The organism is Sporosarcina sp. ACRSL (assembly GCF_022346605.1).
Lineage (GTDB): Bacteria > Bacillota > Bacilli > Bacillales_A > Planococcaceae > Sporosarcina.
In genome coordinates this window covers 1-24,484 of the sequence record NZ_JAKRNT010000001.1, presented here as the reverse complement: position 1 = coordinate 24,484, position 24,484 = coordinate 1, and the positions used below count along the sequence as shown (strand labels likewise).

At 44.8% G+C, this 24,484-nt stretch carries 22 protein-coding genes, 20 tRNA genes, 2 rRNA genes and 1 riboswitch; of the genes, 8 read left to right on the top strand and 36 right to left on the bottom strand.

What is annotated here, in order from left to right:
* Positions 1-14: 14 nt before the first annotated feature.
* Entirely contained in the window at positions 15-803 is a 789-nt protein-coding gene (locus MHZ92_RS00220; protein ID WP_239429483.1) for an alpha/beta hydrolase, read from the bottom strand.
* Between the two features lie 81 nt (positions 804-884).
* On the opposite strand from MHZ92_RS00220, the gene MHZ92_RS00215 reads away from it, so the two are divergent.
* Entirely contained in the window at positions 885-1,397 is a 513-nt protein-coding gene (locus MHZ92_RS00215; protein WP_239430048.1) for a gamma carbonic anhydrase, read from the top strand.
* Between the two features lie 305 nt (positions 1,398-1,702).
* Here the strand turns inward: MHZ92_RS00215 and metK are convergent, their stop codons facing one another.
* On the bottom strand, positions 1,703-2,905 hold the full coding sequence (gene metK, locus MHZ92_RS00210) for a methionine adenosyltransferase (RefSeq protein WP_239429482.1): 1,203 nt from the start codon (positions 2,903-2,905) through the stop codon (positions 1,703-1,705).
* A gap of 187 nt (positions 2,906-3,092) precedes the next feature.
* A riboswitch (SAM riboswitch) is annotated at positions 3,093-3,205 on the bottom strand.
* 171 nt (positions 3,206-3,376) lie between these two features.
* Here metK and pckA point away from each other — a divergent pair.
* From pckA to MHZ92_RS00195, 3 genes are all read left to right on the top strand, one after another.
* Positions 3,377-4,963, top strand: coding sequence for a phosphoenolpyruvate carboxykinase (ATP) (gene pckA / locus MHZ92_RS00205; RefSeq protein ID WP_239429481.1), 1,587 nt, complete (start codon positions 3,377-3,379; stop codon positions 4,961-4,963).
* Positions 4,964-5,133: 170 nt separating this feature from the next.
* Positions 5,134-6,522, top strand: a complete 1,389-nt coding sequence (locus MHZ92_RS00200; protein WP_239430047.1) for an MFS transporter — start codon at positions 5,134-5,136, stop codon at positions 6,520-6,522.
* A 15-nt stretch (positions 6,523-6,537) separates the two neighbouring features.
* Entirely contained in the window at positions 6,538-7,719 is a 1,182-nt protein-coding gene (locus tag MHZ92_RS00195; protein ID WP_239429480.1) for an amidohydrolase, read from the top strand.
* Between the two features lie 55 nt (positions 7,720-7,774).
* Here MHZ92_RS00195 and MHZ92_RS00190 read toward each other — a convergent pair whose 3' ends face one another.
* The 6 genes from MHZ92_RS00190 to MHZ92_RS00165 all read right to left on the bottom strand — a co-directional run bounded on the left by MHZ92_RS00190 (position 7,775) and on the right by MHZ92_RS00165 (position 11,592).
* Complete coding sequence (locus tag MHZ92_RS00190) at positions 7,775-8,566, bottom strand: alpha/beta hydrolase family protein (RefSeq protein ID WP_239430046.1); 792 nt, start codon at positions 8,564-8,566, stop codon at positions 7,775-7,777.
* The gene (locus tag MHZ92_RS00185) at positions 8,556-9,020 is read right to left on the bottom strand and encodes an NUDIX domain-containing protein (RefSeq protein ID WP_239429479.1); all 465 of its coding nucleotides are present in this window, start codon (positions 9,018-9,020) and stop codon (positions 8,556-8,558) included. Before MHZ92_RS00185 ends, MHZ92_RS00190 begins: the two co-directional genes overlap by 11 nt.
* Before the next feature lie 53 nt (positions 9,021-9,073).
* A complete protein-coding gene (locus MHZ92_RS00180) occupies positions 9,074-9,403 on the bottom strand; it encodes a transposase (RefSeq protein ID WP_239429478.1) in 330 nt (109 codons plus the stop codon).
* A 55-nt stretch (positions 9,404-9,458) separates the two neighbouring features.
* On the bottom strand, positions 9,459-10,784 hold the full coding sequence (locus MHZ92_RS00175; protein WP_239429477.1) for an NAD-dependent malic enzyme: 1,326 nt from the start codon (positions 10,782-10,784) through the stop codon (positions 9,459-9,461).
* A gap of 116 nt (positions 10,785-10,900) precedes the next feature.
* The gene (locus MHZ92_RS00170) at positions 10,901-11,080 is read right to left on the bottom strand and encodes a putative motility protein (RefSeq protein ID WP_239429476.1); all 180 of its coding nucleotides are present in this window, start codon (positions 11,078-11,080) and stop codon (positions 10,901-10,903) included.
* A 62-nt stretch (positions 11,081-11,142) separates the two neighbouring features.
* Positions 11,143-11,592 carry a Dps family protein gene (locus tag MHZ92_RS00165; protein ID WP_239429475.1) on the bottom strand — a complete coding sequence of 150 codons (450 nt, stop codon included), beginning with the start codon at positions 11,590-11,592 and terminating at the stop codon, positions 11,143-11,145.
* A 100-nt stretch (positions 11,593-11,692) separates the two neighbouring features.
* Here MHZ92_RS00165 and yidD point away from each other — a divergent pair, with 100 nt between their 5' ends.
* Positions 11,693-11,923, top strand: a complete 231-nt coding sequence (gene yidD, locus MHZ92_RS00160) for a membrane protein insertion efficiency factor YidD (protein WP_239429474.1) — start codon at positions 11,693-11,695, stop codon at positions 11,921-11,923.
* Positions 11,924-12,042: 119 nt separating this feature from the next.
* Positions 12,043-13,029 carry a metal ABC transporter solute-binding protein, Zn/Mn family gene (locus MHZ92_RS00155; protein ID WP_239429473.1) on the top strand — a complete coding sequence of 329 codons (987 nt, stop codon included), beginning with the start codon at positions 12,043-12,045 and terminating at the stop codon, positions 13,027-13,029.
* Between the two features lie 39 nt (positions 13,030-13,068).
* Here the strand turns inward: MHZ92_RS00155 and MHZ92_RS00150 are convergent, their stop codons facing one another.
* The 5 genes from MHZ92_RS00150 to MHZ92_RS00130 all read right to left on the bottom strand — a co-directional run bounded on the left by MHZ92_RS00150 (position 13,069) and on the right by MHZ92_RS00130 (position 19,617).
* On the bottom strand, positions 13,069-14,514 hold the full coding sequence (locus tag MHZ92_RS00150) for an o-succinylbenzoate--CoA ligase (protein WP_239429472.1): 1,446 nt from the start codon (positions 14,512-14,514) through the stop codon (positions 13,069-13,071).
* Positions 14,515-14,841: 327 nt separating this feature from the next.
* The gene (gene menB, locus MHZ92_RS00145) at positions 14,842-15,660 is read right to left on the bottom strand and encodes a 1,4-dihydroxy-2-naphthoyl-CoA synthase (RefSeq protein WP_239429471.1); all 819 of its coding nucleotides are present in this window, start codon (positions 15,658-15,660) and stop codon (positions 14,842-14,844) included.
* On the bottom strand, positions 15,626-16,504 hold the full coding sequence (gene menH, locus MHZ92_RS00140) for a 2-succinyl-6-hydroxy-2,4-cyclohexadiene-1-carboxylate synthase (protein ID WP_239429470.1): 879 nt from the start codon (positions 16,502-16,504) through the stop codon (positions 15,626-15,628). The genes menB and menH overlap by 35 nt, the downstream gene beginning before the upstream one ends.
* Positions 16,497-18,209 carry a 2-succinyl-5-enolpyruvyl-6-hydroxy-3-cyclohexene-1-carboxylic-acid synthase gene (menD, locus tag MHZ92_RS00135; protein WP_239429469.1) on the bottom strand — a complete coding sequence of 571 codons (1,713 nt, stop codon included), beginning with the start codon at positions 18,207-18,209 and terminating at the stop codon, positions 16,497-16,499. Before menD ends, menH begins: the two co-directional genes overlap by 8 nt.
* Complete coding sequence (locus MHZ92_RS00130) at positions 18,202-19,617, bottom strand: isochorismate synthase (protein WP_370644510.1); 1,416 nt, start codon at positions 19,615-19,617, stop codon at positions 18,202-18,204. The genes menD and MHZ92_RS00130 overlap by 8 nt, the downstream gene beginning before the upstream one ends.
* 153 nt (positions 19,618-19,770) lie before the next feature.
* Between MHZ92_RS00130 and MHZ92_RS00125 the strand changes: the two genes are divergently transcribed.
* Complete coding sequence (locus MHZ92_RS00125; protein WP_239429468.1) at positions 19,771-20,682, top strand: 1,4-dihydroxy-2-naphthoate polyprenyltransferase; 912 nt, start codon at positions 19,771-19,773, stop codon at positions 20,680-20,682.
* A 163-nt stretch (positions 20,683-20,845) separates the two neighbouring features.
* Positions 20,846-21,598 (top strand): TraR/DksA C4-type zinc finger protein, encoded by a 753-nt coding sequence (locus tag MHZ92_RS00120; protein WP_239429467.1) that lies wholly within the window; start codon positions 20,846-20,848, stop codon positions 21,596-21,598.
* A gap of 19 nt (positions 21,599-21,617) precedes the next feature.
* Here the strand turns inward: MHZ92_RS00120 and MHZ92_RS00115 are convergent, their stop codons facing one another.
* The 23 genes from MHZ92_RS00115 to MHZ92_RS00005 all read right to left on the bottom strand — a co-directional run.
* A complete protein-coding gene (locus MHZ92_RS00115; protein WP_239429466.1) occupies positions 21,618-21,782 on the bottom strand; it encodes a hypothetical protein in 165 nt (54 codons plus the stop codon).
* A gap of 115 nt (positions 21,783-21,897) precedes the next feature.
* Positions 21,898-21,969 (bottom strand) — tRNA-Glu (locus MHZ92_RS00110).
* An 8-nt stretch (positions 21,970-21,977) separates the two neighbouring features.
* Positions 21,978-22,068, bottom strand: a tRNA-Ser gene (locus tag MHZ92_RS00105).
* 10 nt (positions 22,069-22,078) lie between these two features.
* Positions 22,079-22,153 (bottom strand) — tRNA-Asn (locus tag MHZ92_RS00100).
* Positions 22,154-22,162: 9 nt separating this feature from the next.
* A tRNA-Ile gene (locus MHZ92_RS00095) sits at positions 22,163-22,236 on the bottom strand.
* Between the two features lies 1 nt (position 22,237).
* Positions 22,238-22,311 (bottom strand) — tRNA-Gly (locus MHZ92_RS00090).
* Between the two features lie 6 nt (positions 22,312-22,317).
* Positions 22,318-22,393 (bottom strand) — tRNA-Phe (locus MHZ92_RS00085).
* Between the two features lie 25 nt (positions 22,394-22,418).
* Positions 22,419-22,494: transfer RNA gene (locus MHZ92_RS00080), tRNA-Asp, on the bottom strand.
* A gap of 3 nt (positions 22,495-22,497) precedes the next feature.
* Positions 22,498-22,572, bottom strand: a tRNA-Met gene (locus MHZ92_RS00075).
* Positions 22,573-22,746: 174 nt separating this feature from the next.
* Positions 22,747-22,839, bottom strand: a tRNA-Ser gene (locus MHZ92_RS00070).
* Between the two features lie 19 nt (positions 22,840-22,858).
* Positions 22,859-22,935, bottom strand: a tRNA-Ile gene (locus tag MHZ92_RS00065).
* A 7-nt stretch (positions 22,936-22,942) separates the two neighbouring features.
* Positions 22,943-23,016 (bottom strand) — tRNA-Met (locus tag MHZ92_RS00060).
* A gap of 19 nt (positions 23,017-23,035) precedes the next feature.
* Positions 23,036-23,111: transfer RNA gene (locus MHZ92_RS00055), tRNA-Ala, on the bottom strand.
* Between the two features lie 13 nt (positions 23,112-23,124).
* Positions 23,125-23,201, bottom strand: a tRNA-Pro gene (locus tag MHZ92_RS00050).
* A gap of 15 nt (positions 23,202-23,216) precedes the next feature.
* A tRNA-Arg gene (locus MHZ92_RS00045) sits at positions 23,217-23,293 on the bottom strand.
* A gap of 18 nt (positions 23,294-23,311) precedes the next feature.
* Positions 23,312-23,400, bottom strand: a tRNA-Leu gene (locus MHZ92_RS00040).
* Between the two features lie 8 nt (positions 23,401-23,408).
* Positions 23,409-23,483, bottom strand: a tRNA-Gly gene (locus MHZ92_RS00035).
* An 8-nt stretch (positions 23,484-23,491) separates the two neighbouring features.
* Positions 23,492-23,573: transfer RNA gene (locus tag MHZ92_RS00030), tRNA-Leu, on the bottom strand.
* 29 nt (positions 23,574-23,602) lie between these two features.
* Positions 23,603-23,678, bottom strand: a tRNA-Lys gene (locus tag MHZ92_RS00025).
* 6 nt (positions 23,679-23,684) lie between these two features.
* Positions 23,685-23,760, bottom strand: a tRNA-Thr gene (locus MHZ92_RS00020).
* Between the two features lie 22 nt (positions 23,761-23,782).
* Positions 23,783-23,858, bottom strand: a tRNA-Val gene (locus MHZ92_RS00015).
* A gap of 224 nt (positions 23,859-24,082) precedes the next feature.
* Positions 24,083-24,198 (bottom strand): 5S ribosomal RNA (gene rrf, locus MHZ92_RS00010).
* A gap of 166 nt (positions 24,199-24,364) precedes the next feature.
* Positions 24,365-24,484, bottom strand: a 23S ribosomal RNA gene (locus tag MHZ92_RS00005); the annotation flags it as partial.

Sequence of the window (24,484 nt, the reverse complement as noted above, 5' to 3'; positions counted from 1 at the left end):
CCTTATAGTTTGCTTTATACAATATAGCCGAGCGAGCGGAGCACATTGTTCATGAAAGATTCGATGTACAAATAGACTTCCTCCCTCTCTGGCTCTTGATACAGATCGTGGTAAAGCCTTTTCCATTCCTTATATTGAAATTCCGACAGATGTTGGTTCAACAGCCATCTTTTTGCCAATGAAACATCGGTGATGTTATCATTCTCCCCCGTATGAATGAGGACCGGAACATCGAAAATACTATCTTCATGACTCGTAATCGATTTCATCATCGCAAGCAACTCACGATACCAGGAAGTGAGGACGACGGAGCTATAATCTCGGTCATTTTGAAATTCTATGTACATATCATAGTTCCGCGTTAACATTTCGATTGTAATGTCATGATTCACTTTCATAGAGCTCGATAGCTTTGTTAATACCCCTGAAAACTTGGAAGGCTGATGCTTCAGGGAGAGCCAAGGTGAACTGAAAATGAAGCCAGCACATTCTAGTTTTTCACGTTGTAAAATATGCATGACAAGAGTTGCACCAAGACCGTGCCCTAGGACGAATAACGGCAAATTATCTTGCAATGCAATGTCAATCATCTTTTTTACGTGGTTCACATATGACTCGAACGATTCATCATGGATTTTTCTGCCGTTTGCAGAGCCATGCCCCGGTAGATCGGTCGTGACTACATGGAATCCGCCGTTTCGGAGCTTCTGGATCAGCCACGCATATCGTCGATGGTGTTCATAAGCATTATGGACAATCGCGATAACTGCTTTCGGCTGCCCTTCCGCTTCCCATTTCCACATGGCACTCACCTCCCCTTTATATAATTGAAAGTTTTATGATACGATAAATTATACATGATTTCTAGAAAAGAGGAGACGTTCATGATTTATTCATACAACGGAAAAACACCAAAAATCGATGCATCCGTCTATGTAGCGGAATATGCAACAATTACAGGTGATGTAACGATCGGAGCAAACTCGTCCATCTGGTTCAACACGGTCATTCGGGGCGACGTCGCTCCAACAATTATCGGAGAACGTGTCAGCATCCAAGATTTGAGCTGCCTACACCAAAGCCCTGGGAAGACATTATTGATCGAAGATGACGTAACCGTCGGGCATAAGGCGCTTCTACATAGTTGCACCGTCCGAAAAGGAGCACTCATCGGAATGGGGTCGATCATTTTGGATGGCGCAGAAATCGGCGAAGGGGCATTTATCGGAGCCGGAGCCCTTGTCCCCCCTGGAAAGAAAATACCACCAGGCTGCCTTGCCCTCGGCTCACCCGCAAAAGTCGTTCGCGAATTAAACGATGACGACCGAGCTGAAATGAAACGCGTTGTGAACAGCTATATTGAAAAAGGACAAATCTATAAGGAAATGCAAAAATAAAAAAGTCTAACAGGCTGAGGTGCTGCGTAAATTGGCAGCACCTTACTTATTTTTCGAAACAATTAAAATGATAATACCCACCAACACGACAAAAATAACTAGACCGATAAGCGCTACTAGAAGACTCATTGCTGATTCACCTGCCTTACTATTATTATATAAAAACGCTATCAATCTTGTTAGGTTCCTTTCTCAGTTCAGCATTATTGCGTCCAGTTCATTAAGCGTTTGTGCCAATGAACGACAAAAAACAGCAGCACTCATCGATTACCACGATGGATTGCTGCTGTTTCTCATATACATAATTATACGGTCATACCTGCTCTTGCAATCAAGTCTGCCGCTTTATCTGTCTGCTCCCAAGGGAGTTCGACGTCAGTGCGTCCGAAATGGCCGTATGCCGCTGTCTGTTTGTAGATCGGACGGCGAAGGTCAAGCATTTTTATAATGCCTGCCGGGCGTAAGTCGAAGAGCTCACGTACAATTTCCACCAGTTTGCTTTCCTCGACTTTTCCTGTTCCGAATGTATCGATTGAAATCGAAACCGGTTTTGCCACACCAATTGCATATGCAAGTTGGACTTCACAACGTTCTGCAAGACCTGCAGCAACGATGTTCTTCGCTACATACCGAGCTGCATAAGATGCAGAACGGTCAACTTTTGTTGCGTCTTTTCCGGAAAACGCGCCGCCGCCATGACGCGCATAGCCGCCATACGTATCGACGATAATTTTCCTTCCTGTCAAACCGGCGTCTCCTTGTGGTCCACCGATGACGAAACGACCAGATGGGTTAATGAAGTATTTCGTTTCTTCATCCAATAGCTCTGCTGGCACAACCGGATAGATGACATGATCTTTAATGTCTTGCTGAATTTGTTCGAGTGTAATATCAGGATGGTGTTGCGTCGAAATGACAATCGTATCGATTCTAACAGGTCGGTTGTCTTCATCGTACTCGACGGTCACTTGCGTTTTACCATCAGGGCGCAAATAGTCAAGCGTGTCATCTTTCCTCACTTGCGCAAGTCTGCGGGAAAGCTTATGAGATAAACTGATCGGCATTGGCATCAGCTCTGGCGTTTCATTGCAAGCATAACCAAACATTAGCCCTTGGTCCCCCGCTCCGATCGCTTCAAGCTCTTCATCACTCATTGTCCCTTCGCGTGCTTCGAGTGCCTGGTCAACGCTCGCTGCGATATCAGGGGATTGTTCGTCGATCGATGTCAATACCGATGAAGTCTCCCAGTCGAATCCGAATTTCGCACGAGTATATCCGATTTCTTTCACTGTGTCCCGTACAACTTTCGGGATGTCAACGTATGTTGTCGTCGTAATTTCCCCGATGACTAAAACGAGGCCTGTCGTAATTGTCGTTTCACACGCGACGCGTGCATTCGGGTCTTCCTCTAGAATTGCATCCAAAATGGCGTCTGAAATCTGATCGCACATTTTGTCTGGATGTCCTTCCGTTACCGATTCTGAAGTGAACAATCGGCGATTTGTCATTGTAATTTCCTCCTTAAAGGCTTGCAAATATTGATACGGTACTCTGTTTGTCCCAGTCAGTTTAGCGCCTAGAGAGTCGACGTCAACATACACAAGGATTAAGGGCCCAAATAAAATCAATAAAAAAGCCCTTCGCTCACGTAAATATACATGAGGAAAGGCAGAATTTCAAAAGCAGCACCTTTCACTCTTATCGTCCAAGGAGTTCACCTTGCTCCAGGTTTGGCACCTTCTCGCAAGTATTATGCGCAGGTTGCCGGGCTTCATAGGGCCTGTCCCTCCGCCAGCTCGGGATAAGAGTATCCGTTCAATAAACAATCCTACGAAATAATATGCACTTTGTCAAATCTTTTTTGACATATATGCTTGAGTTTTTAATTAGTATAGATTATTATTCTAAATGTGTTATACTATTTACGAAATGTGTTGTTACCCATCAAATGGGATTACATGCAAAGGACGGTACGATAAATGATTTCAGCTAAAATTGAAAACGGATTACACGAGTTACTTTCAGGCAGCAATGTCAACATCCAACTTTCTGTTGCAGAACTGGTTGAAAAAGCGACTTCACGTGGAGAAGCAAAACTTTCTGCAGACGGCGCACTCTCTGCGGAGACAGGAAAGTATACAGGTCGTTCTCCCGAGGACAAATATATTGTCGAAGAAGATTCTTCTAAAGACAAAATTGACTGGGGCAAAGTGAACCGCCCGATTTCATCTGAAATCTTTGATTCATTATATAAGAAAGTTCTTAACCACTTAAAAACAAAAGATGAGCTTTTCGTTTTCAAAGGCTTTGCTGGCGCGGATAAACACTCACAGCTCTCTATCCAAGTTATCAATGAATTCGCTTGGCAAAACCTATTCGTTCACAATCTATTCATCCGTCCGACAGCAGAAGAACTGAAAGCGCATGAAGCGCAATTCACGGTTATTTCTGCTCCGACATTCAAAGCGGATCCGGCAGTAGACGGAACGAATTCCGAAACCTTCATCATTGTATCACTTGAGAAGCGAATTGTGTTGATTGGTGGAACGGAATATGCTGGAGAAATGAAAAAATCAATTTTCTCCGTCATGAACTACTTGCTCCCAGAGCATGGAATTCTACCAATGCACTGCTCTGCAAACGTTGGTGAAGATGGAGACGTAGCATTATTCTTCGGTCTTTCCGGTACTGGAAAAACGACACTTTCTGCGGATGCAGACCGTAAGCTGATCGGTGATGATGAGCATGGCTGGTCAGATAACGGCGTATTCAATATCGAAGGCGGTTGCTATGCGAAATGCATCAATTTATCCGAGGAGAAAGAGCCTGAAATCTTTGGAGCGATCCAATTCGGTTCTGTTCTTGAGAACGTTGTGCTTGATCCAACAACACGCGTACCGGACTATGATGATAATTCCTTAACTGAAAATACACGTGCAGCATATCCGATTCACAATATCGATAACATTGTGACGCCTTCTGTCGCAGGACATCCTAAAGCAATCGTCTTCTTGACTGCGGATGCATTCGGCGTATTGCCTCCGATTTCTAAATTGACGAAGGAACAAGCAATGTATCACTTCCTCAGCGGCTTCACTTCGAAGCTTGCTGGAACTGAGCGCGGTGTCACTTCACCGGAAGCTACATTCTCGACATGCTTCGGCTCTCCGTTCCTTCCGCTTCCAGCGACAGTTTACGCTGAAATGCTCGGGAAGAAAATCGATGAGCACAACGCGCAAGTATTCCTCGTCAACACAGGTTGGACTGGCGGCGAATATGGAGTCGGCAAACGTATGGAATTGAAGCATACTCGCACAATGGTTCGTGCAGCAATTGCTGGCAAATTGAATAATGTCGAATTCGAGGAGAACGCAATCTTTGGTCTTGCAATGCCAAAAGCAGTAGAGGGCGTGCCGACTGAAGTGTTGAACCCTCGCAATGCATGGAGCGATCCGGCGGCGTACGATCAAAAAGCGAAAGAATTGGCAGATCTCTTCCGCGAGAACTTCAAGAAATTCGGTCATGTTTCTGAAGAAATCACTCAAAAAGGCGGACCCATCGCTTAATAAATTGCAATCCAGGTGCTGAAAGGCATCTGGATTTTTTTATTTCTTCCTTTTTTCCTTACAATCCCACAGTCATATCCCCTTTCCCTTCTATTCGTCCATTTTCATTTGTGCATAGATTCAACAGCACTGCAAACAATAAATCAAGAAATAAAAATAAGGGAGAGCATATTATGACAACTGCCTACAAAGGTACAAATAAATTAATTACCGGGATTGTATTCGGGGTATTGACATTTTGGCTGTTCGCTCAAGCAATGGTGAACGTTGTTCCTGCGGTACAAACGGATTTAGGCGTTTCGTCAGGGACATTAAACATCGCCATTAGTTTAACTGCATTATTTTCCGGAATTTTTATCGTAGCGGCAGGTGGCCTTGCCGATAAGTTCGGACGAAAAAAACTGACAAATATCGGACTTTTTTTAAGTATTATCGGGTCTCTATGTTTAGTTTTAGCAACAGGTTCATTTTTACTCATTGTTGGTCGGATCATTCAAGGAGTATCTGCTGCTTGCATTATGCCTGCGACGATTGCATTAATGAAAGATTATTTTGAAGGCGCTGAACGTCAAAGGGCACTAAGTTACTGGTCAATCGGTTCCTGGGGTGGATCTGGAGTGTGTTCGTTATTCGGTGGAGCAGTTGCAACATATATGGGATGGAAATGGATTTTTATTTTCTCCATTATCTTTGCAATACTTGCTTTATGGCTAATTAAGGACACACCAGAAAGTAAAGCAAAACAAACGGGAAATTCCAAGTTTGATATTAGCGGTCTGATTGTCTTCATCATCACAATGTTAGCGTTGAATATTTTTATCACACAAGGTGACCAACTAGGTTGGACAAACTGGGTTACGATTATCTTGATTGCCGTTTCAATAATTGGGGCGTTTGCCTTCATTAAAGTAGAGAATGGCAAGGAAAACGCTTTAATCGATTTTAATTTATTTAAAAACATGCCCTATACAGGGGCAACTATTTCAAACTTCTTGCTAAATGCTGTGGCTGGAACGCTTGTCGTTGCAAATACGTACGTACAAGAAGGACGAGGATTTACATCTTTCCAATCAGGTATGCTTTCCATCGGTTATTTAGTTGTCGTACTCTCCATGATCCGCGTCGGAGAAAAGATTCTTCAAAAGGTCGGTGCAAAAAAACCAATGGTTTGGGGTACTTTATTCACACTCATCGGAGTTGGTGTTATGGGTCTAACGTTTTTACCGGATTTCGCTTATACAGTCGTAGTATTTTTAGGTTTCGCTGTGTTCGGACTTGGGTTAGGGATCTATGCAACACCTTCTACAGACACTGCCGTTTCGAATGCGCCGGACGAAAAAATTGGTGCAGCTTCGGGAATCTATAAAATGGCAAGTTCACTCGGTTCAGCTTTTGGGGTTGCCATCTCAGCCACTGTCTATGCCATGATTTCTGATAATATCGGCGTACACGCAGCTGCCACTGGAGGGATCATTGCTAATGTCATTTTCGCGGCAATTGCATTGGTATCCATTATCTTCATGGTTCCAAATAATGCTGGTAAAAGCGAAGCTAAATAAGGGAGTGTGGATTTCGTGAGAGAAAAACTAATGCAAATGCTTGATGAGCGTAAAGATGAAATGATTGAAATTCGCCGTTATTTACATGAAAATCCAGAATTATCATTTGAGGAAGAGAAAACGGCTCAATATATTGCTGATTTCTATAAAGGCAAGGACGTTGATATCCAAACGAATGTCGGGAATGGGTACGGAATCATCGTTACGATTAAAGGTGGAAAGCCCGGAAAAACGATTGGATTGCGTGCAGATTTTGATGCACTTCCGATTGTGGAAGAAGCGGATGTGCCGTTCAAATCTAAAAATGAAGGCGTCATGCATGCATGTGGACACGACGGGCATACAGCCTATTTGTTAGTCCTTGCAGATTGCTTAATTCAATTGAAAGACGAGCTATCCGGCACGATTAAAATCATTCATCAGCATGCGGAAGAGGTTCCGCCTGGCGGAGCAAAAAGCATTGTAGAATCTGGACTGTTGGATGATTTGGATGAAGTGTATGGCATTCATTTGCTGCCGATTTCCCCTGCCGGTATGGTCGGTTACAATAAAGGCTACGCTTTTAATGGACGGGCATACATGAAGCTGAAAATACAAGGTAGAGGCGGACACGGTTCGTCCCCTCATTTAGCAAACGACGCAATTGTTGCGGGTGCTCACTTCGTGACTGCTATCCAAACGATTATCAGCCGGAGACTCAGTCCTTTTAGCGTTGGTGTTATAACAATCGGATCGTTTGATGGAGCGGGCACGTTTAATGTCATTAAGGATAGTGTGGAGCTTGAAGGTGATATCCGTTATATGACGATAGAAACGAAAGAAATCATTGAACGGGAAGTCAAACGTATGGTGAAAGGACTCGAAGAAGAGTTCGATGTGCAATGTGATTTGACGTATACTCCGGATTATCCACCATTGTACAACGATCCTGAGGTTACGGAAAAAGTAGCGGAAACGCTTAAAAACGCGAATGTAAAGGAAATTACAGAAGTGAAGGAAGTGCCTCCAATGGCACCTTCCGAAGACTTTGCCTATTACGCGGAGAAATTCCCTGCTTGTTTCTTCTATATCGGCTGTACTCCTAAAGGTGTGGAAAAACCATATTTTAACCACCATCCAAAATTCGATATCGATGAAGATTCACTCCTCGTCGCAGCAAAAGCTGTAGGATTAGTTGTTTGTAGTGTTCAGGAATAATAAACAAAAAGTCGTTCAAAGTATGCTCTTTGAACGACTTTTTACATGCTGTTATTCATTCCCCCTGCTGCTTCATCCAATCACATAAATCCCGCACGATTTGTGCATTATGTGCTGGAGGGAAATAATGGTTGTATTCAGGGAAATACCATGTTTCGTACTGTTTATCCTTCTGCCTCAGTGCATTTTCAAGCAATATCGCTTGCTCGAAAGAAACATTTTCATCCTTCATCCCATGGATAATTAAAACAGGAGCATTGATTTCATCCACACGGAATAAAGCAGTTCGTTCTCTGTACGCATCGGGCATGTTGTTCGGAGTTCCTCCTATGACCCGTTTCATCATCCTGCGCATATCTTTCCGTTCATTATATGTAAAGATGACATCTGAGACGCCGGCCCATGTGACAACAGACGTAATATCTTCTCGCAATATTGCGGTCCAAAGCGCCATGATGCCTCCACGGGAGAAAGCATAGAGATGGATTCGTTCTTTGTTCACCTTCGGATTCTGCTTGAGGATTTCCACAGCGTTGACGGCGTCTTGCCGATCGGCACCGGCGAACTCATCGCGCCCTTCCCCGCCTCTGTTCCCACGGTAATATGGCGCAAATACGACAAAACCTTGTGAGGCAAATTGAGCGATTCTAGAAGGTCGGACCATGCCGACATGTTGGATCCCTCCGCGTAAGTATATGATTCCATCATAATTCCCGCCACTGACTGGTTCAGCCAGCATTCCTTTGACCTTGAATCCATCCGACCAGTAGGTTATTTCTTCAAGTCGGATATGGGGATTCGGGGATGGATAATCCTTTCGATGCAATATTTCACCGTTACGTAACATTGACATCCACCCACTTCCGTATTTCTGCCATCCCGGTATCTTTCATATGAAAGCTTAGCTCCGTGCAGTTGTCCAATTCTTCATCCGTCAGCCACAGTGCGCCTTCCGTCTCGAACAATTGTGGATTTTCTTCGATGGAATGGACCTTTCCTGTAAATACCGCTTTACAAAACGTCACATTACTAACGACAACGTATTCAGCAAACTTGACAAGATCCGTAATGGTTACACCCGTTTCCTCAATCGTTTCGCGAACCACCGCCTCCGCAATCGTTTCCCCATCCTCCGCTTTGCCTCCGGGAAACTCGATACCGCGTATGGAGTGGCGTGTCATGAGCCATCTTCCTTTATGTTTCAAAACAACGAGCACATGCCTCGCTTCCATCCCCATCCGATTTTCTCCGAATGTCAGCTCAACATGGGCTCCTTGTAAATCCTTAAATGTCGTTACCATTAGACATCACGCCCTTTCATTCAATTCTGGATGAAATTCGTGACTGATCAGTCTTATTGACTTGCCGGCCTTGAGAAATACGGCAACTTTTCAATAAATCTTTTCGTTTCATCATCCGAAAATTCGTGAATCAAAGCATACACTTTCATCGTACTACGATCGATGTCGTCATTATCCCTATCATAATGATAAGGGACGTAAGGCAAATGAGATCTTAGAAAGTTACGGAATTCCTGCTGGTCCATTTGTCTAAACAATCGTTGGAAAACCGGCAGGAATTCCCGGCTCATCTCAACCTCGTATTCCCATGGGGAGTCATGCTTATACGGGTAGATTTGTTGATTGGCAATCGAAACGTACATTCTTACTTTTTCATTTTCCATGTGTCCCATCCTTTTTTCACGTAGTATAGGTCACTTTGGAAAAACGATGCGCCGGTTAGATGGAATTCGCTTCTTCGTTTGCAACGAGCTCGACAGCAATTGCTACATTCTCATGTACTGCGGGATCTAATGGATGCGGCACGAGATCCCCCGGTTTTGTACTATCCAAAATGGCGAGTGCTGCGGCGATTAACATCGTATATGTAATGTCTTTTGCATGAGCATTCAAAGCACCACGGAAAATTCCAGGGAAACCGAGTATGTTATTCACTTGTCTGCCGTCTGCCGCAAATGCTGCCCCTGCTTTTAAAGCGACTTCCGGTTCAATTTCAGCATTCGGATTGGACAATGCCAAGATTATTTGCCCTTTACGGACCATCTCTGGTTTAATCAATCCTTGAACACCTGTCGTTGCAATGACGATATCACAAGTTTGCATAATCTCTTCAATGGAATCCAAAGCCGTTCCGCCATGTTGTGTCAGTCTTTCGACAGCTGCCGGATTCGGGTCGACCCCATACATTTCTTTCACCCCATATGCCATGAACATCCTGCTAATGGCCAGACCTGCAGCGCCTAATCCAATTTGCCCGACAACGGATTTCGATAATTCCACACCGGATTGACGGCAAGCCGAAAGAGCTGATGCGAGAGTAACGACTGCTGTCCCGTGTTGGTCATCATGCATAACCGGAATTTGCAATTCCGCTTTCAACCGTTCTTCAATTTCAAAGCAATGCGGCGACCCGATATCCTCGAGCAAAATCCCACCGAAACTTTGATGAATATGTTTAACTGTTTCCACAACCTCATCGGGATCACTCGTATCGAGCAAAATCGGAATTCCGCTAATGCCTGCGAATTGATCAAACAAGACAGCCTTCCCTTCCATTACTGGCATGCCTGCGACCGGACCGATATTGCCTAGTCCTAAAATGGCAGTGCCGTCCGTCACGATTGCAACGGTGTTTGAAATCCCTGTAAAATAGTTCGCTTGTACCGGATCATTTTGAATCACTTTACAAACATTGGCGACTCCAGGCGTATAGATCCTACGGAGATCTCCTAACGAACGAACTTCTGCACGGCTCTTCATCCCAATCTTGCCGCCTTCATGTGCATGTAAAACGTCATCCGTTACAGCATGTACTTGAATGCCGTCACCGATGGCATTAATGGAAGATACAATACTCTCCAATTGCTCCACGCTTGTACATTGTATGGACACATCCCGAATCGTAGATAACGTACCAACCTTGATTGTTTGAATATCTCCTATATCACCTTTCAGATCACCGATTGCCGATGCAACTTTTGCAAAGTTTCCTGGCGACGATGGCGTTTCAATAATTAAATTCCGTATGAATTGGATTTGTGACATAATGTACCTCCTATGATTCTCATTACTTCCCGTACCCCATTTTACACGTATCGAGCGCCAGCAACAAAATAAATGCGGGAATTCCTTATTTTACAAGGAATTCCCGCTCTTTTGAATCATGCTTTGATATCTACAGCAGCGCCTTTATAAGGATGTGCCGCTGGTTGATCCTGCATACTTTGCAGCATATCTGTCACTGCCGTCGCATTCACCGATAATGCCTTGTTCATGACGCTCAATTGGACAGTAGATTGTAAACTTCTCAATTGGCTCGCCATGATGGAGTTCATGTTCATAAACGATTCCTCCTTTACACTGGTATTATCGGAGAAAAAAACACTAATTCAATACTTCATGATCATTTATTGTCTTCACCGAGAAATGCATTCAACATCCATTGATGCTTCTCAATGCTTTGATATGTCGCATTCAGTAAATCCTCTGTCATATCATCGCCGTCTTTTGCTGCCGCTTCCATCCCCTTTTTCAAGGACTTCATAATGCGGCCGAAGTCGTCAGCGATCGTTTTCACCATATCCTCGGCAGTTTCATCACCGTTCGCCTCTTTTACGACGGACTGCTCCAAATGCTCCTTCAATGTTGCTGTAGGATTCCCACCTAGCGTCAAAATCCTTTCTGCAATCTCGTCCATATGAGCCGTAGCCTCATTGTAAAGCTCTTCAAATTTTGCGTGCAAGGTGAAAAACTGTTTTCCTTTCACGTACCAATGGTAATTATGCAACTTGGCATACATGACCGACCAAGTGGATACTTGTACATTTAACTCTTCCATTAATTCCTTAGACATAAAAAAACCCCTCTTCTTTCATATTTATAATGCTTCTCCCTGTTAATTTACCACTGGAAGAAATAAAATAAACATATAGCAGAAAGCAAGGTGTTCATGATTGAAAACAATATTAATTAGTATGATAAAGATATACCAAAAAGTTATTTCTCCGCTCACTCCGCCATCATGCCGTTTTTATCCGACATGCTCACATTACGGCGTTGAGGCGATTCAAAAGCATGGTACGTTAAGAGGCGGTTGGTTGACGATTCGTCGAATTTTAAAATGCCACCCTTTCCATGAAGGCGGCTTCGATCCCGTACCGGACAAATTGAATGAAAAGAAATAATCGGTACCGGCAATCGTGCCGGTTTTTTCTTTTATGTTGCGAAAAACAATTATATCTTGTATTATGGTAAAGCAATTAAATCGTAATCATTACTGTTACCATAGTGGAGGAATTATAATATGAAGAAGAAATCACTCGTTTTTCTGGCACTCTTTTTGATGTTACTTGTCAGCGCCTGCGGGAACAAGGAAGTTAATAAACAGACGAAAGCTGGAGAAGGTGAAAAACTGAACGTGTACACGACAGTCTATCCACTCCAATACTTTACTGAACGGATCGGTGGAGATCTCGTTAACGTCCAATCGATCTATCCAGCAGGAGCAGATGAACACTCATTTGAACCTACCCAGAAAGACATGATCGCCCTTTCAGATGCCGATCTATTCTTTTACATCGGGCTCGGTCTGGAAGGTTTCGTCGAAAACGCAGGAAAGACGTTAAAGAATGAGCATGTTGAATTCGTTGCGACTGCTGCGTCCATTTCGGAGGAGCAGCTAGAAGGGCACCAGCATGAAGATGAGCATGAAGATGAACATGAGAATGATCAAGAAGACAGCGATGAACATGGTCACAATCATTCAAAATTCGATCCGCACGTTTGGATTTCTCCAAAATTGAGCATCGAACTCGCAAACTCCATAAAGGAAGCGCTCATTTCAAAAATGCCTGCTCAGCAAGAAACGTTTGTCAAGAACTTTGACCTTCTTGAAGATGATTTGATCGAACTGGATGAACGATTTAAGGAAATGGCCGACCAAGCTGCGACAAAGACTTTCTTTGTCTCGCATGCGGCATTTGGCTATATTGCGGATGAATATGGGCTACATCAAGTAGCCATTGCTGGACTGAATTCCCAAAGTGAACCGTCTCAAAAGCAACTCGCAGCAATTGTCGAACAGGCAAAAGACGAAAATGTACAATATATTTTATTCGAACAAAATGTTTCTTCGAAGTTAGCCGAAGTGATTAAAAATGAAGTCGGCGCAGAATCATTGACGCTTCATAATTTAGGAGTCCTTACCCAGGAAGATATTAAAAATGAAGAAACATACTTCACGTTGATGGAACGAAACTTGACTGTTTTTGAACGTGCGCTTAGTAAATAACGAAGAGAGTGGCCCCTTTTCAAGGGGCCGCTCTCTTTTTTATTTTTCAGAAGCCCATTGTTTCAATTCCCGGCGTAGCAGCTTATTGGAAGCGTTGCGCGGTAATTCATCTACAAAATGAAATACTTTCGGTATCTTATAGCCCGCAAGCTGTTGTTTACAATATTGTTCAAGATCAGCAGCTGTCAGCGTTTCATTGCCGATGATGAAAGCGACCGGCACACTGCCCCATTCAGCATCTTCCACTCCGCACACGCCCGCCTCTTTTACGTCAGGATGTGAAATGAGCACGTTTTCGATTTCAGCAGGATAAATGTTTTCACCACCTGAAATGATCAGATCGGACCGCCGATCAACGATGAATAAATAGCCATCCTCGTCGAAATAGCCGATATCCCCTGTCGGCAGCCATCCGTTTTCTAGCGGATCCTTATCGGCGGCGTGACCAATGTATCCAGGCGTGACATGTGGGCCTGCAACGAGCACTTCTCCGTATTGTCCCGGGTGCTCTGCATCCCTTATTTTAATTTGATTGAAAAATAACGGCTTGCCTGCAGAACCGGATTTCCGCAATGCATCCTCGGAGGACAGTGTTGCTGTTTGTGAACTCGTTTCCGTCATGCCATACGTCTGCAAAACAGGCAACCGCCGCATTTCCGCCCGGCGCAAATAATCATCCGGCACTGGACCTCCTCCAGCCAACATCGACTGAAATGTAGGATGGGCCATAGCGTTGTTTTTCTCAAACTGCTCGAGAATCCGATGTAACCCTGTCGCAACGACAGATATTCTCGTAACTGTACCGCTTTGAATTTCCGCAACGACCGATTCGGCATCTAATTTTTCATATAACCTTACACCCATTCCATATATGACGGATCTCGCAAGAATCGAGAAACCGCTTATATGGAATAACGGCATCGTACATAGCCAAATATCATCTTCCGAAAGTCCAAGATTCAATACGGAGGATATTGCACTAGACGTATGATTGCCTGCTGTTTGACGGACGCCTTTCGGATAACCGGTAGTCCCCGATGTATACATAATGGTCATTGTCCTGAAAGGTTTCCACATTTTTGTTATGTCGAAGTGTTGTTCGCCGCTTGCATCAATTGCAGAAAACGTCAGCTTCGACTTAGGTAATCCTTTGACTCGATTCAGTAATTCATCTTCTACAATCAACATCGATGCATCGCAATCATTCAATTGCCAAGATATTTCTTTAGACGTTAGTCTGCTATTCAGCATGACGATTTCAAGCCCCGCCAACAAACAGCCATGGATAACGAAGACCATTTCAGGCGTGGACGGTCCTAACAAGGCAATTCGATCACCTTCATGTAAACCGTTCCATCTCAATTTCCGGGCTATCGACGTTGCTTCTTCTGAAAGTTCCTGGAATGTCCATCGTTTATCGCCAAATGAAAGAGCCATCCTGTCCGGTGTCAAATAAGCTCTTTGGAGTAACCAATTAGGTATCATAGATACACCCTTCTTCCTATTAAAAAAGCTGCCTCAGCCTGTTGACAAACGCTCGCATCCGTTGTTGCTCGTGTCGCTTGTCCGCTCATGAACTTTAGTTCTATTCGCGTCTTCGCTCCACTTCGCGCGGGCTCGCAGGCGGCGAGTCATGCAACCGTCGCCACAGGACGTGGCGCTCTTAGGTTGCCTTCCTTGACAAGCGTTTTCAATCAGGCTGAGGATATCCCTATTTATCGTGTTTCCCCTTAAAATTGACTGTAGACAAAGTCAAAAAACGACTTTGTCTACAATCTGAGCAGTCTATTAGAATAAGCAGCCTTCGAAATATTAAGGAAAACGTGGGAATTGACCAAAGTCAGGTTTACGTTTCTCTTTGAAGGCATCTCTTCCCTCTTTCGCTTCATCTGTCGTGTAATAAAGCAATGTTGCATCTCCAGCCATTTGTTGAAGACCTGCAAGTCCGTCTGTATCAGCGTTCATAGCCGCTTTCAGGAAACGAAGTGCAGTCGGGCTCATTTCGAGCATCTCTTCGCACCATTGGACCGTTTCGTCTTCCAATTGCTCATAAGGGACAACTGTGTTGACCAGACCCATATCTAATGCTTGTTGAGCATCGTATTGGCGGCATAGGTACCAAATTTCTCTTGCTTTCTTATGACCGACGATACGAGCCAAGTAGCCAGAGCCATAACCCGCGTCAAATGAACCAACTTTAGGTCCTGTTTGTCCAAATCGTGCATTGTCTGCAGCAATCGTTAAATCACAAACGACGTGCAATACATGACCGCCACCGATTGCGTATCCTGCCACCATCGCAACGACAGGCTTCGGAATGACACGAATCAACCTTTGCAAGTCAAGTACGTTCAAACGTGGAATTTCGTCATCCCCTACATAACCACCGTGTCCGCGGACAGATTGGTCTCCACCTGAACAAAATGCTTTCTCACCTTCACCTGTCAGTATGATAACTCCGATGCTGTTATCATCGCGAGCACGTGAGAACGCATCGATTAATTCCATAACAGTTTTCGGACGAAATGCATTGCGCACTTCTGGACGGTTAATCGTCACTTTTGCAATGCCGTTGTATTTCTCATATTTGATATCCTCATATGTACGGATTGTTTCCCATTGACGAGCCATTTTCTTCCTCCTCCAATTGTTGAATATGTTGCATATACTCCATAATCATTGTAGCAAAGATACGTGGTTTTTCCACATGAATTGCATGTCCCGCCTCCGGAACGACAATATGTCGCCACATTGGAGAAAGTGCTTGCATTTCCCGGGCAATTCCTACAAATTTCGCATCTAGCTCCCCTGTCATTAGTAAAACGGGATTTGGAATTGAATGAAGCGATTCCCAATACGATTTCTGGCTGCCGGTACCGATTCCCAACAGACTGTTCGCAAGTCCGGTTTCACTTTGCTGTAATCTTTCATTCCGAACCGCCTGCTTTTTTTCAGCGGGAAGACTTTTTTGAGATTCAAATAGGGGGATATTCTCCCACTTATCAACGAATGAAACGATGCCGTTCTCCATAATTTTTTGCGCAAGCAATTTGTCAGCTTTTCGCCGTTCTATTCTATCCCGCTCTTCCTTTAGGCCAGGAGACGAACTTTCAAGGAACAATGCCTTCACCCGTTTTGGATAATGAATCGTGTAAGCCAGGGCGATGCGACCGCCCATTGAATAACCAACTACGTAAAACGTATCCAAGCCAAGTTGCACGAAAAGCGCTTCAAGATCTTCAATCTGCTCTTCCATCGAATAGCGCTCGGGTGATTCTGGTACAGTTGTGTTTCCGTGACCTGTCAAGTCTACGGTAATCGTCCTGTATTTCCCTTTTAATTCGTTTCGAACTTCCTTCCAAGTAGCTGAGGTTCCTGTAAAACCATGTAGAAAGACGACAGCCGGCAAATGCGGCTCACCCTCCATCTCGACATGAATTGACAGCCCGCGAACGGGAATTTGAAGTTCATTCATTTCGTTCCAGCTCCTCAACGACACTAGCCCAATACGCCCGATGCGCTTCAACGTTCACCGGTCGACTCGTAAACACTTCTATGATCCGGACATCTTTCGTCTTTTCCTTCTGGAATTCCTTTTTGAATTCCTCAACTGAATGTACGGCTGCATATTGAGCGTCATACATGGCGCCGATATGCTCGAAAGTCAAGCCTGTCGGGGTGCCGAACAGCTCCTCAAAATGGTTTTCAACCGTCGATTGCGGAAGATAAGAAAAGATGCCGCCTCCATCATTGTTGACAATTATGATCGTCAAATTTGTTTCGTGAAAACGGGATACGATCAGCCCATTCACATCATGCAAGAAAGATAGATCCCCGATTAGTAGATACGTCGTTCTTTTTCTCGCCGCATCAATTCCAAATGCCGTGGAGACGACACCATCAATTCCATTCGTCCCTCTGTTTGAAAATATCGTGATGTCTTTATCCGTCTTGCAGAAAAATGTATCGACATCCCGGATTGGCATGCTGCTGCCGCTAAATAAATCTGTTCGATCCGGAAGCATTTCGAATAATGTTTTCACAATGACACCTTCGTCCCCTGCCATCCCCTCGTAACGGCGAGTTGCAGTTTCTGCGATGTCCTCTGCTGAAGACCATATTAGACTATAAGGAGTGGCTTCCTGCTCATTTGGAACGGCATACAAGGCCTCTGGAGACAGTTGAAGATGGTGTGTCACAACGCCAAGCGAATCCCGGAATTCCGGTGATTCATCGACGGCGATGAACACTTTAGGCCGATATTTTTTCAAAAATAAACTCAATGGCTTTGAAACCGGCTGTGCACCAAAACGGATGACAGTATCGGGTACGGCTTTCAACTGGAACTGTCCGCTTTTCAAGAGGGCGTCATAATGGACGATGCATAACGACTTGCAGTCATCCGGTACTTCTGAGCGCAAATTGGATAAAGGATCACACAACACAGGCCACTGAAGTTTCCTTGCAAAACTCCAAAATGCAGCCTTATCAAATCCAATCGGCAATTCCCCTGCAATGAGTAATCCTTTTTCCGCTTTCGATAAAAGAGTTGCAAGCGATTGCTGTTGGCTTGCTGTCAGCTCCAATTCACCATGAACTCTTTCCACAAAAGTGGATGTCCGTGGTTTCCTATCAAAATCAATGAGCAAAGGCTCCCGCAATGGAATATTCAAATGAATCGGTCCCATCGGTTTCGTCATCGCAACAGAAACTGCACGGCTAATATGCCGCTCCAAGAACCAATCAAGTTCTTCATTATCTTCCGCCAAAGGCAGATCCACACTAAACTTCACATGCTTGCCGTACATATCCAATTGGTCGATCGCCTGAGGAGCACCGACGCCTCGCAGTTCATGCGGCCGGTCGGCAGTGAGCACGATCAATGGAATGCGTGCGTAATAAGCCTCGGTGATCGCAGGATGGAAATTCGATGCAGCTGTCCCTGATGTACATAAGAGAACGACCGGTTTCCCGGATGCCTTTGCCAATCCAAGCGCGAAATACGCTGCAGACCTTTCATCGACTTGCATATACGTTTCGAGTTTGTCGGACGAAGCGAATGCATATGCCAAGGGTGTGGATCGCGACCCAGGGCTAATGACGGCTTTTTCGACACCTGCTTGCAATAAAGAGTCCGTCATTCGTAAAACATGGTCTGTCAAAATTCTTCGCTCATCCATTCAACTTTCCTCCAAGCGCCCTTAATACAGGTCTGAACTTCACCCAAGTTTCCTCATATTCGAGCTCCGCGTCGGAATCCGCAACGATTCCGCCGCCAGCATACAAATAGGCACGGTTTTCATTAATTAAGGCAGAACGGATCGCCACTGCAAATTCCCCGTTGCCGACAGCATCTGTCCAGCCGATTGGAGCTGCGTAATACCCACGGTCCATCCCTTCTTCTTGCCTGATAATTTCCAAAGCAACGTTCGTAGGAACACCTCCTAATGCAGGTGTAGGATGTAAAGCCTCAACGAATGAGAAAATATCGATTTCCTCTGCGAGCGTCCCTTCGACAGGAGTGAAAAGATGCTGGATATCTCGGATTTTCATTAATCTCGGTGTTTTCGGTATGTGCACTTCACTGCAGTAGCTGTTGAAGACATTTGAAATCATGTCGACAACGTGCTGATGCTCTTCTCTGTTTTTCCTGTCACCAAGAAGCTCTTCGCCAAGTTGACGATCTTCCATCGCAGATTTCCCTCGACGGATGGACCCCGCGACACAGGCGGAATATGCTTTTCCGTTGCTAATTTCAATCAACCGCTCTGGTGTTGCTCCAAAGAAGAGTGATTTCCCTTTTTGGAGACCGAAATGGTAACTTTCTTGCTGTTCATTCGTGATTGCATGTAATGCATTAACACTGCTTACTTCATCTTCGAATGAGAGCTCAAGGGCACGGGCTATGACAACTTTATCCGCCTTGCCTCTTCGAATTAATTCGGTTGAGTTTTCGACTGCACTCAAATATTGCGCTTTTCCTCGTTCATTCATAGAAAGAATGTTATTTTGGTTTGAAAAGTCAAATTCCTCAACCTGTGCAACGTGAATGAGTCTGTCACGTTCCTCACGAAGCCTTTCAAAATCAGCGGCAGCTTCCTTCTGGTCTGTAATCATATTGATCGATACCATCGTCCTGCCATCCTCGATTTTCAATTGGAAGGAAGGGATCACGAAGTATGCGGATGGAAAACCACTCCACTCTGATTCTTTTCTATTTTTCTCGTCATAAGAAAACCCGCCGAATATGACAGGTGCAATATCCTTTTCCTCTTTAATTAAAATGGAGCATAGCTGTTTCCATTTCTCCGAAATATCTTTAAAACGGTCGTCTGTTTTGCTGTTCGCCAATATGTAGGCATGTCCTACTCCTACTAACGTCAACGTCTTATCAGCATTTTGCCAATAGAAACGTTTATCTCTATATAAGGAAGCGCCTGCTTCAAAAAATGACAAAGGCGATATTCTTCCCACTTCTACTGTTTCCGTGAAAAAACGAGTACTTGGGGATATGATCGCATTTTGCATTTCACGAATATCCGTCATTCTGTGACCCATCATTTTCTCTCCTTCATAATCGATTGCCATGTGATGTTTTTATCTTTACTTTAGAAGAACGAGTTCTTAGTTCCATTATACCGGAATATCGGCAATCTGACATAGATAATGCAGGAAGGATACCTCTTTCTCCTAATTTAGAGTACAATGGATTACGGAAACATGACGATAGGAGAGAAAAAAATGCAACAAACTATTAAAGCTGATTCCGGATGGCGCATTTGGTGGCAGCTCACACGGCCACATACACTTACAGCAGCGTTCGCTCCGGTTTTCCTCGGAACAATGATCGCCCTAACTTACGGAAACCTTCACTTTCCGCTATTTTTGGCAATGCTCGTAGCGAGCCTTTTAATTCAAATGGCAACAAATATGTTCAATGAGTATTATGATTTCAAACGCGGACTTGATACAGAACATTCTGTTGGAATAGGCGGCACAATTGTCCGTAATGGAGTTCAGCCAAAAACTGTACTTCAAATCGCTTTGGCATTGTACGCCATTTCGGTTTTAATTGGAATATATATTTGCATGGAAACTTCTTGGATGCTAGCTGTCGTAGGAGCCGTCTCAATGCTCATCGGCTACTTGTATACCGGTGGCCCGATTCCAATCGCCTACACACCATTCGGGGAACTCATATCGGGCGTTGTAATGGGAATGCTACTAATTCTTATCGCGTTTTATATTCAAACTGGCGAAGTGACGACAAATGCTATTCTGATTTCCATTCCAAGTATGCTTCTCGTTGCTGCGATTATGATGTCGAACAACATACGCGATTTGGAGGGTGATAAAGAAGGTGGCAGGAAGACGTTAGCCATTCTTGTCGGGAGATCCAACGCAATTACAATCCTCGCTTCATTTTTTATCGTAGCGTATGTCTGGATTATCATACTGATTGTTTTAGGAATTGTAACACCTTGGGCATTGCTCGTCTTTCTAAGTATTGGTAAACCGATACAAGCGATCAGAACATTCCGGGCACATCTGCTTCCATTGGAAGTAATGCCTGCTATGAAGAACACAGCAATTACAAATACATTATTCGGTTTATTGTTAGGTATCAGCATCCTAATTGGTCACATACTATAATTACTTCGATGGACTTGCCCTTTTGGCAAGTTCATTTTTTTGTATTTGTATTCCATGTTTAGTTCTTCCATTCAAAAGGAATTGTGAAGGTACAATGCTTCTATGATGAAGTCATCAGTCAATGAGCATACTAACGTAACTAACATAAAAGGATGTGCTGATCATGTTAACGGCTGAACAGAAGAGAATGCTTAAGACAAGTCTACTGGAAATGAAATCACAATTTCAGAAAACGGAAAGTCAAACGGATATAAGAGACGCCGCACGGGAAGAAGTTGGAGAATTATCAACGTATGACAATCATCCCGGGGATATGGGTACGGAGCTATTTGAAAGACAGAAGGACTTGGCATTGCATACACATGCAGGTGATGAATCCGATAAAGTAGAGCATGCGTTAAATGCTTTGATGGATGGCACTTACGGCTATTGCGAAGTATGTAATAGCGAAATACCATACGAAAGGCTGGAAGCACTTCCTTACACGACATACTGCATTGAGCATACGCCGGAACGGGATGTGCCAAACGACCGACCATCGGAAGAGGATGTTTTAATCATGGCCAACCCTAACACTTTCGCGGAAAGAAGAGAAGCCACTGATCGTGATCATAATGAAAGAGACAGTGAAGACAGCTTTCAGGAAATAGCTAAATTCGGTACGTCTGAGACACCTGCTGATTTCTTTGGAGACCGTCATGATTATAATACCCTATATGACAATGAACTAATGGATGGCGCTACAGAAGAGATGGAGGAATTCGTGAGTACAGACATCACCGGAGAAACGAGAGGATTCGTTCGATCAGAAACGTCCGAGGAGTATGAAGAGACACTGGATGATGAAGGGCTGGAATCACCGATCGGAGATATTCCATATCGACGAAAGGATAGCTATACAGGAAAGGAATTTTGAATACCAGATTACGTTCGGTCTAACTATAATTGGCTATCTCAGCGAAAGGCTGAAAGAGCATCTCTCGACGTCCAGGTAGACGGGAATGCGCCAAATACGGGCAGCGCACTCCCGCGTCCAATATCGGACCTTCTGCGTCCAATATGGACCTTCTTGCGACCAATGTAGGCTTTCCTACGTCCAAAGAGCACCTTCCATTATGTTACGTGTTTCTAAAAAACAAAAAAACAGTTTGAGAAAAATTTCTTTTCTCAAACTGTTTTTCTTGATAGGAATCTATTCCAGATTCCTTAGTAGTATGACCCCTACGGGATTCGAACCCGTGTTACCGCCGTGAAAGGGCGGTGTCTTAACCGCTTGACCAAGGGGCCAATAAGTATGGCGGAGAAGGAGGGATTCGAACCCTCGCGCCGCTTTCGCGACCTACGCCCTTAGCAGGGGCGCCTCTTGAGCCTCTTGAGTACTTCCCCGTATAAAAATTGGCTCCGCAGGTAGGACTCGAACCTACGACCGATCGGTTAACAGCCGATTGCTCTACCACTGAGCTACTGCGGAATATGATGATGGGCCTAAGTGGACTCGAACCACCGACCTCACGCTTATCAGGCGTGCGCTCTAACCAGCTGAGCTATAGGCCCATGGAGCGGGTGAAGGGAATCGAACCCTCATCATCAGCTTGGAAGGCTGAGGTTTTACCACTAAACTACACCCGCAAGGAATGGTGGCTCAGGACGGAATCGAACCGCCGACACAAGGATTTTCAGTCCTTTGCTCTACCGACTGAGCTACTGAGCCACATGTATATGTAATAAATAAAAGATGGCGGTCCCGACCGGGATCGAACCGGCGATCTCCTGCGTGACAGGCAGGCATGTTAACCGCTACACCACGGGACCATTTGGTTGCGGGGGCAGGATTTGAACCTGCGACCTTCGGGTTATGAGCCCGACGAGCTACCACTGCTCCACCCCGCGATAATAATTATTATAGGAAGTTTAAATCCTACGCATTTAGTTTTGCTTTGGGACTTTGTTGTAATTTCCTTTTAGGAAATTACACAAATCACATTCTACGTGATGTGATTTGCTCCACCCCGCGATAATAATATTTAATTCCTAAACATAATCACTATAGTTGTTTTAAAATAATGGCGGAGGAAGAGGGATTCGAACCCCCGCGGGCTTTAACACCCCTGTCGGTTTTCAAGACCGATCCCTTCAGCCAGGCTTGGGTATTCCTCCGTAATAACTATTCAAATAGTGGTGGACCTTGCAGGACTCGAACCTGCGACCGGACGGTTATGAGCCGTCTGCTCTAACCAACTGAGCTAAAGGTCCTTTAGGATGGCGGCAGAGGGGATCGAACCCCCGACCTTACGGGTATGAACCGTACGCTCTAGCCAGCTGAGCTACGCCGCCGGGAAAAGTATTAAAGAATTGGTGGAGCCTAGCGGGATCGAACCGCTGACCTCCTGCGTGCAAGGCAGGCGCTCTCCCAGCTGAGCTAAGGCCCCATAAGTTAAGAAGTGGTCGGGAAGACAGGATTCGAACCTGCGACCCCTTGGTCCCAAACCAAGTGCTCTACCAAGCTGAGCTACTTCCCGTTACTCATAAAATAATGGCGCGCCCGGAAGAATTCGAATCCACAACCTTCTGATCCGTAGTCAGACGCTCTATCCAATTGAGCTACGGGCGCATTCTATAATAATTAAATTGGTGCCGAGAACCGGAATCGAACCGGTACGGTAGTCACCTACCGCAGGATTTTAAGTCCTGTGCGTCTGCCAGTTCCGCCACCCCGGCAAGTTATATGGAGCGGAAGACGGGATTCGAACCCGCGACCCCGACCTTGGCAAGGTCGTATTCTACCACTGAACTACTTCCGCATTAAGAGTGCGGGTGAAGGGAGTCGAACCCCCACGCCTTACGGCACTAGATCCTAAGTCTAGCGTGTCTGCCAGTTCCACCACACCCGCATATTGTATCAAGACAGAGAGTCAAGAAATGGTGAGCCATGCAGGATTCGAACCTGCGACCCTCTGATTAAAAGTCAGATGCTCTACCGACTGAGCTAATGGCTCAAAAAGTGGTGCCGGCGAAAGGACTTGAACCCTCAACCTACTGATTACAAGTCAGTTGCTCTACCAATTGAGCTACACCGGCAAATCATTAATATTGATATTTATGGTGGAGGATGACGGGTTCGAACCGCCGACCCCCTGCTTGTAAGGCAGGTGCTCTCCCAGCTGAGCTAATCCTCCGTGTTAAAATTGCGATAAGCTTCGCATTACTGCGTCAGCTTCATTCGATCTGTCAGTCACGTACTTTTGTACGTTCCTTCCTTCTCTCAATCGCTTCCTTGTTCTACTCGCTTCTCCCAATTTTAACGGGAGTTGCGATAAGCTTCGCATTACTGCGTCATCCGCATTCATTCCGTCAGTTGTGTATGCTTGTACACTTCTTACTTATGTAATGAAATTGGCTGGCCCGGCGACGTCCTACTCTCACAGGGGGAAGCCCCCTACTACCATTGGCGCTGAAGAGCTTAACTTCCGTGTTCGGGATGGGAACGGGTGTGACCTCTTCGCCATCGTCACCAGACCAATTGGCTTCTCAATCAAGACAATATTGATTATACCAATTCTGTAGAAATTTACAAGTCTTTTTTTAAAAAAACTTGTTTGAACGATGTTTGTTCGTTCAAAACCGGATAAAACCAACATTGTTACGGAACTTCATCAAGTTCAACTGTACTAGATTAACTTATAAGGTTAAGTCCTCGATCGATTAGTATCCGTCAGCTGCACGTGTCGCCACGCTTCCACCCCGGACCTATCCACCTCATCTTCTTTGAGGGATCTTACTTACAAATGTAATGGGAAATCTC